The organism is Blastococcus sp. TF02-8 (assembly GCF_003319175.1).
In the GTDB taxonomy this organism is placed as follows: Bacteria; Actinomycetota; Actinomycetes; order Mycobacteriales; family Geodermatophilaceae; genus Blastococcus.
The window spans coordinates 24,787-37,627 of the sequence record NZ_QOHK01000015.1; the positions used below are offsets into that span (position 1 = coordinate 24,787).

General features: G+C 73.4%; 15 protein-coding genes. 7 read left to right on the forward strand and 8 right to left on the reverse strand.

Features of this window, described 5'->3' with window-relative positions:
* Positions 1–75: 75 nt before the first annotated feature.
* Complete coding sequence (gene sepH, locus DQ237_RS18975) at positions 76–975, forward strand: septation protein SepH (protein ID WP_113801711.1); 900 nt, start codon at positions 76–78, stop codon at positions 973–975.
* 62 nt (positions 976–1,037) lie between these two features.
* Positions 1,038–1,511, forward strand: a complete 474-nt coding sequence (locus DQ237_RS18980; protein WP_113801712.1) for a general stress protein — start codon at positions 1,038–1,040, stop codon at positions 1,509–1,511.
* On the opposite strand, the gene DQ237_RS18985 is transcribed toward DQ237_RS18980, so the two are convergent.
* Entirely contained in the window at positions 1,512–2,318 is an 807-nt protein-coding gene (locus DQ237_RS18985; RefSeq protein WP_113801713.1) for an RNA methyltransferase, read from the reverse strand. It lies immediately after the preceding gene.
* A 137-nt stretch (positions 2,319–2,455) separates the two neighbouring features.
* Between DQ237_RS18985 and DQ237_RS18990 the strand changes: the two genes are divergently transcribed.
* The 3 genes from DQ237_RS18990 (at position 2,456) to DQ237_RS19000 (ending at position 4,562) form a co-directional block, all read left to right on the forward strand.
* On the forward strand, positions 2,456–3,175 hold the full coding sequence (locus tag DQ237_RS18990) for an ABC transporter ATP-binding protein (protein ID WP_113801714.1): 720 nt from the start codon (positions 2,456–2,458) through the stop codon (positions 3,173–3,175).
* Positions 3,172–3,945, forward strand: coding sequence for an ABC transporter permease (locus DQ237_RS18995; protein WP_205730295.1), 774 nt, complete (start codon positions 3,172–3,174; stop codon positions 3,943–3,945). The genes DQ237_RS18990 and DQ237_RS18995 overlap by 4 nt, the downstream gene beginning before the upstream one ends.
* Positions 3,946–4,010: 65 nt before the next feature.
* A complete protein-coding gene (locus DQ237_RS19000; RefSeq protein WP_113801715.1) occupies positions 4,011–4,562 on the forward strand; it encodes a TetR family transcriptional regulator in 552 nt (183 codons plus the stop codon).
* 9 nt (positions 4,563–4,571) lie between these two features.
* Here the strand turns inward: DQ237_RS19000 and DQ237_RS19005 are convergent, their stop codons facing one another.
* On the reverse strand, positions 4,572–6,098 hold the full coding sequence (locus tag DQ237_RS19005) for an APC family permease (RefSeq protein ID WP_113801716.1): 1,527 nt from the start codon (positions 6,096–6,098) through the stop codon (positions 4,572–4,574).
* A complete protein-coding gene (locus DQ237_RS19010; protein WP_113801717.1) occupies positions 6,095–6,919 on the reverse strand; it encodes a thioesterase family protein in 825 nt (274 codons plus the stop codon). Before DQ237_RS19010 ends, DQ237_RS19005 begins: the two co-directional genes overlap by 4 nt.
* 27 nt (positions 6,920–6,946) lie before the next feature.
* Here DQ237_RS19010 and DQ237_RS19015 point away from each other — a divergent pair, with 27 nt between their 5' ends.
* Entirely contained in the window at positions 6,947–7,915 is a 969-nt protein-coding gene (locus DQ237_RS19015; RefSeq protein WP_113801727.1) for an aldo/keto reductase, read from the forward strand.
* On the opposite strand, the gene thpR is transcribed toward DQ237_RS19015, so the two are convergent.
* From thpR to DQ237_RS19040, 5 genes are read right to left on the reverse strand one after another with little or no spacing between them, the layout of a single operon-like run.
* The gene (thpR, locus tag DQ237_RS19020; RefSeq protein ID WP_113801718.1) at positions 7,896–8,474 is read right to left on the reverse strand and encodes an RNA 2',3'-cyclic phosphodiesterase; all 579 of its coding nucleotides are present in this window, start codon (positions 8,472–8,474) and stop codon (positions 7,896–7,898) included. The two genes, DQ237_RS19015 and thpR, sit on opposite strands and share 20 nt — an antisense overlap.
* On the reverse strand, positions 8,471–8,857 hold the full coding sequence (locus tag DQ237_RS19025) for a hypothetical protein (protein ID WP_147251857.1): 387 nt from the start codon (positions 8,855–8,857) through the stop codon (positions 8,471–8,473). The genes thpR and DQ237_RS19025 overlap by 4 nt, the downstream gene beginning before the upstream one ends.
* A gap of 49 nt (positions 8,858–8,906) precedes the next feature.
* A complete protein-coding gene (locus tag DQ237_RS19030; RefSeq protein WP_240619754.1) occupies positions 8,907–10,286 on the reverse strand; it encodes an MFS transporter in 1,380 nt (459 codons plus the stop codon).
* The gene (locus DQ237_RS19035) at positions 10,283–10,720 is read right to left on the reverse strand and encodes a MarR family winged helix-turn-helix transcriptional regulator (protein WP_113801720.1); all 438 of its coding nucleotides are present in this window, start codon (positions 10,718–10,720) and stop codon (positions 10,283–10,285) included. The genes DQ237_RS19030 and DQ237_RS19035 overlap by 4 nt, the downstream gene beginning before the upstream one ends.
* 27 nt (positions 10,721–10,747) lie before the next feature.
* Complete coding sequence (locus DQ237_RS19040) at positions 10,748–12,301, reverse strand: NCS2 family permease (RefSeq protein WP_113801721.1); 1,554 nt, start codon at positions 12,299–12,301, stop codon at positions 10,748–10,750.
* Between the two features lie 103 nt (positions 12,302–12,404).
* Between DQ237_RS19040 and DQ237_RS19045 the strand changes: the two genes are divergently transcribed.
* Complete coding sequence (locus DQ237_RS19045) at positions 12,405–12,632, forward strand: DUF2530 domain-containing protein (protein ID WP_113801722.1); 228 nt, start codon at positions 12,405–12,407, stop codon at positions 12,630–12,632.
* The last annotated feature ends 209 nt before the right edge of the window (positions 12,633–12,841 follow it).

Genomic DNA, 12,841 nt, shown 5'->3' on the forward strand with positions numbered 1-12,841 from the left:
GCACGCGCCGCGCCCGGATAGCCTCGGGGACCGGGCTCCCTCCCGGGCCCCTCGTCGGCTGGTAGGAGGTCGCCCATGCGCTCGCTGCGCCTCGTGGCCCTCTCCGACGACGGCCAGAACCTGGTCCTGGTGGCCGAGGGCGCGGACGGCGCCGAGGGCGAGAAGTTCCTGCTGCCCGTCGACGACCGGGTGCGCGCCGCCGCCCGCGGTGACGCGCGCCGGCTCACCCAGATCGACGTCGACCGTGGGACCGAGCTGCCGCCGCGGGTGATCCAGTCGCGCATCCGCGCCGGCGAGACCCCCGATCAGGTCGCCGCCTCCACCGGCACGCGGGTCGAGCGGATCATGCGTTTCGCCCACCCCGTGCTGCAGGAGCGCGAGCGGGTGGCCGACCAGGGCCGCGAGGCGCGGGTCCGGCTCTCCGACGGCGGCCCCGGCACTGCCCTTCAGCAGTTCATGGTGGAGCGGCTGCGGCTGATCGACACCGACATCGACGCGGTTCAGTGGGACGCCTTCCGCGGTGACGACGGCAGCTGGGTCGTCACCGGCGCGTGGCGCGCGGGAGAGAAGTCGGGCACCACGCGCTGGCGGTTCGACCTGCCCTCCCGCACCGTGACCCCGGTCGACGCCGCGACGACGGACTTCGCGGAGGGCACGCGCCTGGTCCGGGTCGTCCCGGAGGTGGCCCCGGCTCCGCGCAGCCGCCCGGTGGCCGTCGTGCGCGCCCCCGAACCGGAGCCGGAGCCGGCGCCGGCGCCGTTCCTGGGTCAGGACGAGGACGAGATCGTCCACGACGTGCACGCCCCCGACGGGACGCCGGACGACGACCGGATGGCCGCCCTGCTCGACGAGGTGGCCGAGCACGACACCGTGGTCCTCGGCCGCACCGGCGAGGACGGTGACGACGGCGACGACCCCCGGGCCCGGATCCCGGCCTGGGAGGACATCGTCTTCGGGGTCCGCCGCAACCGCTGACCCCGACGACCGCCGCCACGGCAGCCGGGGAACACTGCCCGTCGACGGGTGGTTGACCGAGCATGAGTGCTTCGGTCTCGATGCCCCTGGGCGGCGTGCAGGTCGGTTCCTACGACAGCTACGAGCAGGCGCAGGCCGCCGTCGACCACCTCTCCGACGAGAAGTTCGCCGTGGAGAACGTGACGATCATCGGCACCGACCTGCGGATGGTCGAGAAGGTCACCGGCCGGCTGACCATGGGGCGCGCGCTGGCCGCCGGCGCTGCCGGCGGCGCCTGGTGGGGTCTGTTCGTCGGTCTGCTGCTGGGGATGTTCGCCGGCGACGGCGCCAACTGGGTGGGCTCCGTGCTCAGCGGCCTGCTGATCGGTCTGGCCTTCGGCGCCGCGTTCGGCGGGATGGGGTACGCCGCCACCCGCGGCCGGCGTGACTTCACCAGCACGAGCACGATCACGGCGGCTCGGTACGACGTGATGTGCCAGCCGGCCCACGCCGAGGAGGCCCGCGCGATCCTGGCCCGCTTCTCCCTCCGGGGCTGACTACCGGAGGGCCGCGAAGGCGATCGCGGCCGCGGCGGCGACCCCGAGCGAGTCGACGCCGGCGCGCATCGGGATGCGGGCGCGCACCGTGGCCGCCTGCTGCGCCTCGGGGGTCAGACCGGGCCCCTCGGCGCCCAGCAGGACGGCGGTGCGCGGGTGCGCCCGGGGGTCGACGTCGGTCAGGTCCACCGCGTCGGCCGCGGGGGTCAGCGCCACGCTGAGGTACCCGGCCTCGTGCAGCCGCTCCAGCCCGCCGGGCCAGTCCGGGAGCACCGCGAACGGCAGCGACAGCACGTGCCCCATGGAGACGCGCACCGACCGGCGGTACAGCGGGTCGGCGCAGCGCGGGTCGAGCAGCACCCCGTCGACCCCGAGGGCCACCGCCGACCGGGCGATCGAACCCAGGTTCTCGGCGTCGTTGAGCGCCTCGAGGACCGCCAGCCGTCGCGGCGCCGCCGGGTCGGGCCCGGCCAGCAGCTCGTCGAGATGGGCCGGCGGGCGCCGGTCGGCCGAGGCGACCACGCCGCGGGTCAGCCGGAACCCGATGACCTCCGAGAGCACCCACTTGTCGGCCTCGTAGGCGGCGACTCCGTCGGGCAGCTCCAGCGCCGCGACCCGGCCGGGGACGCCGAAGACCGCCCGCACCCGGTAGGGCGAGGCGAGCAACCGCTCGACCGCGGGCACCCCCTCGACGATGACCGGCCCGGTCCCCCGCTCCCGGCCCGCCGGACGGTCCCCGGCCTTGAGGTCGCGGAAGTCGGCGACGCGGGGGTCGGCGGGGTCGGTGATGACGACGGACGCTGGCACCCCCCGATCATCCCTGCGCCGCCCGGCGTCTCCTCCGCCCGGCAGCCCTCCCGACCGTCGTCGGCGTCCCTTGACCGCCGACGGGGAACTCATCTAGCGTTGAGTTCATCAGCCGTTGAGTTGCGAGGAGGGGCGTCATGGACGCCGTCACCGTCACCGATCTCGTCGTCGACCGGGGGAGGCGCCGGGTGCTCCCCGGTCTGACCTTCGCCGTCCCCGCCGGGCAGGTCACCGGTCTGCTGGGACCGAGCGGCAGCGGGAAGAGCACGCTGATGCGCGCGATCGTCGGCGTCCAGCGGGTGCGATCGGGGACGGTGACAGTCCTGGGTCGCCCCGCCGGCTCCCCTGCACTGCGGGACCGCGTCGGCTACGTCACGCAGGCTCCCAGCGTCTACGCCGACCTCACCGTGCGGGAGAACGCCCGCTACTTCGCGGCCCTCTACGGCAAGGGGCACCGCGAAGCCGATGCCGCGCTCACCGACGTCGGCCTCGGCGGCGCGGCCGGCCAGCTGGTGGGTGACCTCTCCGGCGGTCAGCGCGGGCGGGCCTCCCTGGCCTGCGCCCTGGTCGGCGAACCGGAGGTGCTCGTGCTCGACGAGCCGACCGTGGGCCTGGACCCGGTGCTGCGCGTCGAGCTCTGGGACCGCTTCCACGCCCTCGCCCGCGCCGGGACGGCGCAGCTCGTCTCCAGCCACGTCATGGACGAGGCGGCCCGCTGCGATCGGCTGCTCCTGCTCCGGGACGGCGCCCTGCTCGCCGACACCACACCTGCGCAGCTGCGCGCCGACGGCCGCTCGCAGGATCTCGAGGAGGCGTTCCTCACCGTCGTCCGCGCCCGCGAGGCGGTGGCCTCGTGACCAGCGCGACGCACCTGAGCCCACGGCTGACCTCGACGACGGCGGCCCGCGTCCTCCGCCAGCTGCGCCACGACCACCGGACCATCGCGATGCTGCTCGTGCTGCCGAGCCTGCTGCTGGGCCTGTTGCACCTGCTCTGGAAGGAACTGCCGAGCATCCCCGGCCGGCCGGACACCTTCGACCGGGTGGGCCTCACGATGCTCGGGATCTTCCCGTTCGTCGTCATGTTCCTGGTGACCAGCATCGCGATGCTGCGCGAGCGGACCTCCGGCACGCTCGAGCGGCTGCTCACCACTCCCCTCTCGCGGCTCGACCTGCTGCTCGGCTACGGCCTGGCGTTCGGCCTCGCCGCGGCGCTGCAGGCCGTCGTCACCGTCACCGTGGCGACGACGCTGTACGACCTGGACGTCGCCGGCCCGGTCTGGCTGGTGGTGCTCATCGCCGTTCTCGACGCGGTGCTGGGTGTGGCGCTCGGCCTGCTGGCCAGCGCGTTCGCCCGCTCGGAGTTCCAGGCCGTGCAGTTCATGCCGGTCATCGTGCTGCCGCAGTTCTTCCTCTGCGGGCTGCTCGTACCGCGGGAGCAGATGGCGGGGTGGCTGGAGGCGGTCAGCGACGTCCTGCCCCTGACCTACGCGGTCGAGGCCCTGCAGGAGGTCGGGCGCTCGGTGGCGGCGACGGGCACGATGTGGACCGACGTCGGTGTCGTCGCCGGCGCGGCCCTGCTCGCCCTCGCCCTGGCGGCGGCGACCCTGCGGAGGAGGACCGACTGAGCACCACCGAGCAGCCGCGACGCCGCACCGGACGGCGCCCCGGCAGCCCCGACACCCGCGACGCCGTGCTCGCGGCCGCGCGCGAGGCCTTCGCCGAGCGGGGGTTCGACGGCGCGACCATCCGCCAGATCGCCACCGTCGCCGGCGTCGACCCCGCGCTGGTGCACCACTACTTCGGCAGCAAGGACCAGCTCTTCCTCGCCGCGATCGAGGCACCGGCGGATCCGGCGGAGCTGCTGCCCGAGCTGCTGTCCGGCGATCCCGCCGAGCTGGGCGCGAACGTCGTCCGGCTGCTCCTGCGGGTGTGGGACGGGCCGGGGCAGAGCGCCGGCCTGGCCCTCGTCAGGTCGGCCGTCGGCAACGAGTGGACGGCGAAGCTGCTGCGCGAGTTCCTCGTCTCCCAGGTGCTGCGGCGGGTGCTCGGCACGCTCGACCTGCCCCCCGCCGAGCGCGAGGCCCGGGGCGCGCTGGTCGCCTCGCAGCTCATCGGCGTCGTGATGGGCCGCTACGTGCTCCGGGTGGAGCCGCTGGCGTCCGCATCCCCCGGGTGGCTGGCCGCCACCATCGGGCCGACCCTCCAGCGCTACCTCACCGGAGAGGTCCCCCTCCCGACGTGACCCGGCCGGTCAGGCCTCGCCGACGGGAACCGGGACCACGGCCGCGTGCTCGGGCAGGACGCCGGTCCGGTGCCGCTGACGGAGGCGGTAGTACGCCAGGCCGCTGAGTGCGATGGCCCCGATGAAGACGGCCGCGCCCCACTGCAGGTACCAGTGGTGGGGCTCGGTGGCGTTGTACACCTCGCGGCGCGGCCAGCCCAGGTTGATCGCCATGCCCGCGCCCCACAGCACCGCCAGCACGTTCACCGGCAGCCCCCAGCGGCCGAGGGAGAAGTGGCGTCCGCCGTCGTCCGGCGCCGGCCACCGGCCCCGCAGCCGGCTGATCAGCATCGGCACGGTGACCAGCAGGTAGGCCAGGTAGATCATCACGACGGCGATGCTGGTGATCACGGTGAAGATCTGCGGCTGCCGGATGTTGATCAGCAGGATCGCGATCGAGAACAGCCCGATGACGACGGCGGGCGCGACCGGGGTCTTGAACCGCGGGTGCACGCGGGCCAGCCGGGCCGAGCCGGGCAGGTTGTTGTCCCGGGCCATCCCGAACATCATCCGGATCGTCGCGGTGTGCACGGCCAGGCAGCACACGGTGATCGCGATGACGATGGCGACGAGGAAGACGCGGCCGACCCCGCTGCCCGCGGCCTGCAGCAGCACGTACTGCAGCCCGCCGGTGCCGGAGGACAGCTGCGGGTCGCGGATGTCCTCGACCGCCATGAGCCCGAACAGCAGGATCAGCCCGCCGAGCACGAAGGACGCCGTGATGGCCCGGAGGATCGCCCGCGGGGCGGTGCGGCGCGGATCGACGGTCTCCTCGCCCAGCGAGCTGGCGGTGTCGAAGCCGTACATGACGTAGCCGGATGCGAGCGCGGCGACGAGGAACGCTCCGAGGTAGCCGAGGTCCCGCCCCTGGCCGGCGCCTGCCGTGTCGAGGACGACGTCGGGTCCCCGGGTCGCGTGCGCGGCGAGCAGCACGATGATCAGCACCGCAGCGACCAGCTCGACGAACACCCCGGTGCTGTTGATGCGCGCCATGAGCTTGACGCCGAAGACGTTCACCAGCGTGGTGAACACGATGAGGGCGCTGCCCAGGATCACCGCGTTGACCGCGTAGTCGTACTCCCCCGTGCCGTCGCCGACGAGCTGGAAGCCGGACCAGAGCTGGGGCAGCGTGATCTGGTAGGCCAGCACCGTCGCCGCCAGCGTCACGACCGAGGCCGTCAGCATCATCCAGCCGGCCATCCAGGCGGTGGTGCGGTTGCCCAGGCGCTTGGTCCAGTTGTAGAGCGAGCCGGCCACCGGGAAGCGCGCCGCCAGCTCCGCGAAGCACAGCGCCACCATGAGCTGGCCGACGAAGACCACCGGCCAGGACCAGACGTAGGCCGGTCCCCCGGCGCCGAAGCCGAAGTAGAAGAGCTGGAACGTGCCGGTCAGGATCGAGATGTAGCTGACGCCGGCCGCGAAGCTGGCGAACCGGCCGAGGCTGCGGTCCAGCTGCTGGCGGTAGCCGAACCCGGCGAGCGGGTCACCCGCACTCATCGGGCGGTGCGGGCGAGCTGGCGGCTCTGGGCGACCAGCCGACCGGTGGAGTCCCAGATCCGGTAGTCCTCGTCGGACCAGCCGTCGGCGATCTCGCTGGCGCGGGCCTCGACCAGGCACCAGCCCGGGGCCGGCAGCGCCCGCACGAGGACCTGGAGCTGCACGGTCGGCGCCCAGCCCATGCGGCCGGTGGCGAAGCTGGTGGGCGGCAGGACGTCGGCGAAGGTGAGCAGCGCCAGCGGGTCCGCCGGCCGCCCGTCGGCGAACCGGACCCAGGCCCTCAGCACCGGGTGGTCCGAGGGCTGCCCCAGCGCCCAGGTCGCCGTCGCCGGGTCCAGCCGGCTCTCCACGTGCCGGGCCATGCCGGGCAGCTGGATGGGCACGGCGGCGAGGTGCGCGTTGGCCGCCATGTCGAGGCACTCGTCGGGGCCGGGCACGTCGGGCATCGGCAGCGTGTACTCCGGCACGGCGTCGGCGCTCAGCGTCGCCGTCGTCGCCTGGACGGTGATGACCGGGCCGCCCTCGTCGGCGAGCGTGATCAGCGAGTGGGCGAGCGTGCGACCGGCCGGGCCCGGGGTCACCGTGAGCGTGGCCGGGCCGGCGGCACCGGCGCGCAGGTAGCTGGCCGACATCGCGACCGGGTGCTCGTGGGGGCTCTCCAGCACCGCGGCGCGCCCGGCCACCGAGAGCAGGTAGCCGCCGTTGAGGATGCCGCCGCCGATCTCCCACCCGGGGTCGAGGTCGGCGAGCAGCGCCGGTCCCTCGGCCCGACGGACGGCCGTGGCGAGGTCGAACGCGGAGGTCTGATCGTTCTGCGGCACGGGAGACAGGGTGCCAGGGTGATCGTCATGGACTACACGCACCTCGGCCGCAGCGGCCTGCGGGTCTCCCGGCTGTGCCTGGGCACCATGAACTTCGGCTGGAAGACCGAGGAGGCCGAGTCGCACGAGATCATGGATCGGGCGCTCGCCGAGGGCGTGAACTTCTTCGACACCGCCAACGTCTACGGCTTCGACGCCGGCAAGGGGCGCACCGAGGAGGTCCTGGGCAGCTGGTTCGCCCACGGCGGTGAGCGCCGCGAGAAGACGGTGCTGGCCACCAAGGTCTACGGCGGGATGTCGGACTGGCCGAACGACACCTTCCTCTCCGCGCGCAACATCGTGCGCGCCTGCGAGGCCTCGCTGCGCCGGCTGGGCACCGACTGGATCGACCTCTACCAGTTCCACCACGTCGATCTCGAGACGCCGTGGGACGAGATCTGGCAGGCCTGCGAGACGCTGGTGGCCCAGGGCAAGGTGCTCTACGTCGGCTCCTCCAACCACGCCGCGTGGCAGATCGTCGAGGGCAACGCCGTCGCCGCCCGGCGCCACTCCACCGGGCTGGTCAGCGAGCAGTCGCACTACAACCTGCTCACCCGGCACGTGGAGCTGGAGGTGCTTCCGGCCGCGCAGCGCACCGGCGTCGGCATCCTCCCGTGGAGCCCGCTGGCCGGCGGCCTGCTCGGGGGCGCGCTGGAGAGGTCCGAGGGCAGCCGTCGGACCGAGGACCGCCAGCTGAAGCGGATCGAGCGGCACCGCCCGGCGCTGGAGGCCTACGAGGCGCTGTGCCGCGACCTCGGGCACGCCCCGGCCGACGTCGGCGTGGCCTGGCTGCTGCACCAGCCGGCGGTGACCGCGCCGATCGTCGGGCCGCGCACGATGGAGCAGCTCGACGGCGGCCTCCGGGCGCTCGAGATCCGGCTGGACGACGCCGCCCTCGCCCGGCTCGACGAGATCTTCCCGGGCTACCGGCCGGCGCCTATGGAGTACGCGTGGTGAGCGGCCAGGCCTGCAGCAGGTCGTAGCGCGGGGCGGCGCCGAGCCGGCTCTCCCACAGTCGCACCTCGCCCACCGGCCAGGCCGGCCCGCGGTAGCCGGCCAGCCGGTCGGTCACCGTGCCGTCGGCCGGGCGACCCGGTCGCCAGCGGCCGAGCGTGAGGTGCGGGCGGAACGGCCGGTCCTCCACCTCCAGCCCGAGCCCCCTGGCAGCGTCGGCGAGCCGGCCGGCGAGGGCCACGAGCGGGGCGACGTCGCCGTCCAGTCCCGCCCAGGCGACCTGGGGCCGGCGCAGCGAGCCGAACCGACCGCCCCCGGCCAGCCGCAGGGTCAGGTGCGGCGTCGCCGCGACGGCGGGCGTGGCCGCGCGCACGAGTGCCGGCACCAGCCCGTCGGGCACCCGGCCGAGGAAGAGCAGCGTCAGGTGCCAGCGCTCCGGCGGTCCCCACCGGGGCGCACCGGGCAGCTCCCGCAGCGGCGCGACCGCGCCCTCGAGATCCCGCCGGGCAGGCACCGGCGGGTCGACGGCGAAGACGAGCCGGCGGGTGACCGGGGCGCTCAGACCGGCACCCGGAGGCCGGCGGCACGCAGGGCGGCGACCACGCGCAGCCGCTCGATCTCCCGGAGACGGGTCTCCGGGACGGCGGCGAGGTCCGTGGGCACACCGAGGATCCCGGCCGCCTCGACCAGGACGTCGTCGTAGGCGGCCTGCACCGCACGGCGGCGGGCCATCGGCGCGCCCGCGGGGATGAACGCCACCTCGTGGCCCAACCGGCGGAGGTCGGCGGCGACGAGCTCCAGGGGACGGCCGGCCGGAACGGGATGACGCGCTGCCCGACGGCGCTCCACCCAGCGGCCCACCCGCCGGGCACCGGGTCCGGCGAAGGCGACCAGCAGGGCGAAGAGCACGAACGACACCACGAGCTGGACCAGAGCGGTGGCCATGTCACCCTCCTGCGCGCCGAGCGGGCCGGCGCGCCCGAAGGTACCCGCGTCAGGGCGACTGCTGCCCGGGCGCACGCTCGGCGAGCGCCTCCTCCGCGGCCCGCAGCTGCGGTGCGGGGACTGCGTTCCGCAGCGCTCCGACGCGCAGCCGCATCCGGAGCGGGGACCGCTGGAGCTCGAGGCGGACCGAACGGTGCCGGGCGAGGAACGCGGCCGCGGCGAGCCCGGCGACCACGCAGACCGCTCCGCCCAGGATCAGCCCCCACGGCGCGCCCAGGTGCTCGGAGATCCACCCGACGAGCGGCGCCCCGACCGGCGTGCCGCCCATGAAGCACATGAAGTAGAGCGCCATGACCCGCCCGCGCATCTGCGGGTCGACGCCGAGCTGGACGAAGCTGTTGTTGGCCACGCTGAACATCAGCCCGGCCGCCCCCGTCGGCACGAGCATCAGCGCGAAGGTGAGATAGGTCGGCATCAGGCCCGAGACGACGGTGAGCAGCCCGAACACCACCGCGGACCCGACCAGGAACCGCTGTCGCGGGCGCACGCTGCGCCGGGTCGACAGCAGCGCACCGGACAGCGACCCGACCGCGAAGGCGGTGGACAGCAGCCCGAAGGCCTCGGCCCCGAGGTCGAAGCTCTCCCGCGCCATCAGCGCGATGGTGACCTGGTAGTTGAAGCCGAAGGTGCCCAGCACGAAGGCGAGCGCCATCGCCAGCACCAGGTCGGGGTGCGCCCAGGTGTAGCTCAGCCCCTCCCGCAGCTGCCCCTTCCCGCGGGCGACAGGTGGGCTCGGCAGCAGCTCGTCGGTCCGCATGCCGGCCAGCGCCGCGATGGTGAAGGCGAAGCTGACCGCGTTGAGGAAGAACGCGGGGGCCGTGTCGCCACCGGCCGCACCGATCAGCAGGCCGGCCAGCGACGGACCGACCAGGCGGGCACCGTTGAAGATCGTGGAGTTGAGGCTGACGGCGTTGGTGAGCAGCGACGGGCCGACCATCTCCGAGACGAACGACTGGCGCACCGGGGCGTCGACGGCCGAGACCGCCCCCAGCAGGCCGGCGAGCACGAACACGTGCCAGAGCGCCACGGCGTCCGCGGCGACGAGCACGCCCAGCGCGAGCGAGAGCAGTCCCATCAGCGTCTGGCTGACGAGCAGCAACCGCCGCTTGGCGTAGCGGTCGGCCAGGACCCCGCCGTACATGCTGAGCAGCAGCGAGGGCCCGAACTGCAGGGCCGTGATGAGTCCCAGGGCGACGCCGCTGTCGTCGGACAGCTGCAGCACCAGCCAGTCCTGCCCGATGCGCTGCATCCAGGTGCCGGTGAGGCTGAGCAGGTTGGCCGAGGCGAAGCGGCGGTAGTTCCGGACGCGCAGGGCGCGGAACATGCCGTGGTCGGACTCCGTCCGCTGGTCAGTGCTCGTGCAGGTCACCCACCACTGGCCAGCTTGTCCATGATCTCGGCGGCCTCGCGCAGCACGGCTCGCTCCTCGGCGGTCAGCTCCTGCAGCCGTCCGGCCAACCACGCCTCCCGCGCCCGCGCCTCGGCGTTGAGCATCTCCTCGGCCGCCGGCGTGAGCCCGATGATGACCTGGCGCCCGTCGGTCGGGTGCGGGGTCCGGGTGACCAGGCCCTTGCTCTCGAGCGCGACCACGACCCGGGTCATCGACGGTGGCTGCACCCGCTCGTGGGCGGCCAGCTCACCGGGGCTCATCGGGCCGTGCCGCTTGAGCGTCGACAGCGCCGCGAGGTGGGTGAGCGTGACCGAGGTGTCCACCCGCTGGTTGCGCAGCCGGCGGGAGAACCGCATGACCGCCAGCCGCAGCTCGTGCGAGAGCGCGGCCGTGTCCAGCGTCGTGCGGCCCACGATCGTTAGCCTAACTCAAGAGTCGGGTCAGAAGAGCTGCTGGATCGGCTCCAGGGCGAAGTAGACGACGAAGACCGCAGCGATCAGCCACATCAGCGGGTGGATCTCGCGACGGCGGCCGACCGCCACCCGCAGCAGCACGAACGAGACCACGCCGGCGCCGATGCCGTTGGTGATGGAGTACGTGAACGGCATGAGCGCGATGGTGAGGAACGCCGGGATCACCAGGGACATGTCGTCCCAGGCCAGGTTGCGGATCTGGGTGATCATCAGCGCGCCGACGATGACCAGCGCGGGCGCCGCGGCCTCCGACGGGACCATCTGCACCAGCGGGGTGAACAGCATGGCCACGAGGAACAGCACACCGGTGACGACGCTGGCCAGACCTGTGCGGGCGCCGTCGGCCACACCGGCGGTGCTCTCGATGTAGGTCGTGTTCGAGGAGACGCTGCCCGCACCACCCGCGGCCGCGGCCAGCGAGTCGATCAGCAGGACCGGCTGCGACTTGGGCAGGTTCTTCTTCTCGTCCAGCAGGTCGGCCTCGGCGCCGACCGCGGTCACCGTGCCCACGGTGTCGAAGAAGTCGGCGATCATGATCGAGAAGACGATGAGCAGCGCCGCGATGATGCCGATCCGCTCGAAGCCGCCGAACAGCGAGAAGTGGCCGAGCAGCGACAGGTCCGGGCTGCTGACGACGTCGTCCGGGAGCTCGGGCACCTGCAGCGCCCAGCCGCGCGGGTTCTCCGAGCCGACGCGCGCACCGATGTCGGCGACGGCCTCGATCACGATCGCCAGCACCGTCGACACCACGATGCCGATCAGCAGCGCGCCCTTGACCTTGCGGACGACGAGCACCGCCATCAGCAGCAGGCCGACGACGAAGACCAGCAGCGGCCAGCCCGCCAGCTGCCCGTTCACGCCGAAGGTGATCAGCGGGTTGCCCTGCCGGATCACGCCGGCGTCGGCGAGCCCGATGATGGTGAGGAAGAAGCCGATGCCCACGGCGATCGCCGTCTTGAGCTGGGCCGGGATGGCCTCGAAGACGGCCTTCCGGAAGCCGGTGAGCACGAGCACCGTGATCAGCAGGCCCTCGAGGACGACCAGGCCCATGATCTCGGGCCACGACAGCTGGGTCGCGGCGTAGACCGCGACGACGGCGTTGATCCCGAGACCGGTCGCCAGCGCGAAGGGGTAGCGACCGACGACGCCCATGAGGATCGTCATGACGCCGGCGATCAGCGCGGTGACCGCGGCGATCGAGCCGAACGAGAGGGAGGCGCCCGCGACGTCGACACCCGCACCGTTGCCCGTGTCGATGCTCGTCAGGATGATCGGGTTCAGGATGACGATGTAGGCCATCGTGAAGAACGTGGTGAGCCCACCGCGGACCTCACGGGCGACCGTCGAGCGGCGCGCGCTGATCTCGAAGTACCGGTCGAGACCGTTCTTCGGTCGCGCACGCGGGCCCTCGCTGCGCCGCGGCGCCGGGGTGCCGACCGCGACGTCGGCCGGTGTGCCGTCGCCGGCGGTGGCGGCACCCGAGGTGGTGGCACCACCGGAGTGGCTGGACTGCTGAGGCATGCGACTCTCCGGGCGGTACGAGGGCAACGAGCGGCGACAGCGTGCCACACGCGCTCGCCGGGTCGGTTCGCCCGTGACCGACCCGCAATCTAGGGTGCCCCCCGTGCCAGGTCCCGGGAAGCAGGCTCCGCCCCCTCTGCAGGTCGACACCGCACGGGTGGTGCTCGGCGGGATGGCGCTCTGGGCGGTCGCCCTGGTCGTCCTGCTGATCCTGGGCGATCGGGTCGACCGGATGTGGACCTGGACCTGCGTGGCCGCCCTCGGCCTGGCCGTGCTCGGCCTCGGCATCATGCGCCTGCAGGGGCAGGACCGCTCCCGCGACGAGGACTGAGCGGAGCTCACCCGATCGTCGGTGTCGAGGGACTCGGCATCACTGTGGACAGGCCGCTGACCTGCGGATTCATGGTGCGGACGTCGGTCGGATCGGCTAGGATTCGTACATGCGTTCGACTGGTTCGGTGGCTCTGGAGGCGGCTCTGGACGAGCTGTCGGCCGAGCGGCTGGACGGGTCGTTCGGGCCGGCGCTGCTGGAGCGGCAGG

Coding starts and splice junctions, on each gene's coding strand:
- sepH (WP_113801711.1), top strand. CDS start 76: ATGCGCTCGCTGCGCCTCGTGGCCCTCTCCGACGACGGCCAGAACCTG.
- DQ237_RS18980 (WP_113801712.1), top strand. CDS start 1,038: ATGAGTGCTTCGGTCTCGATGCCCCTGGGCGGCGTGCAGGTCGGTTCC.
- DQ237_RS18990 (WP_113801714.1), top strand. CDS start 2,456: ATGGACGCCGTCACCGTCACCGATCTCGTCGTCGACCGGGGGAGGCGC.
- DQ237_RS19005 (WP_113801716.1), bottom strand. CDS start 6,098: ATGAGTGCGGGTGACCCGCTCGCCGGGTTCGGCTACCGCCAGCAGCTG.
- DQ237_RS19015 (WP_113801727.1), top strand. CDS start 6,947: ATGGACTACACGCACCTCGGCCGCAGCGGCCTGCGGGTCTCCCGGCTG.
- DQ237_RS19025 (WP_147251857.1), bottom strand. CDS start 8,857: ATGGCCACCGCTCTGGTCCAGCTCGTGGTGTCGTTCGTGCTCTTCGCC.
- DQ237_RS19040 (WP_113801721.1), bottom strand. CDS start 12,301: ATGCCTCAGCAGTCCAGCCACTCCGGTGGTGCCACCACCTCGGGTGCC.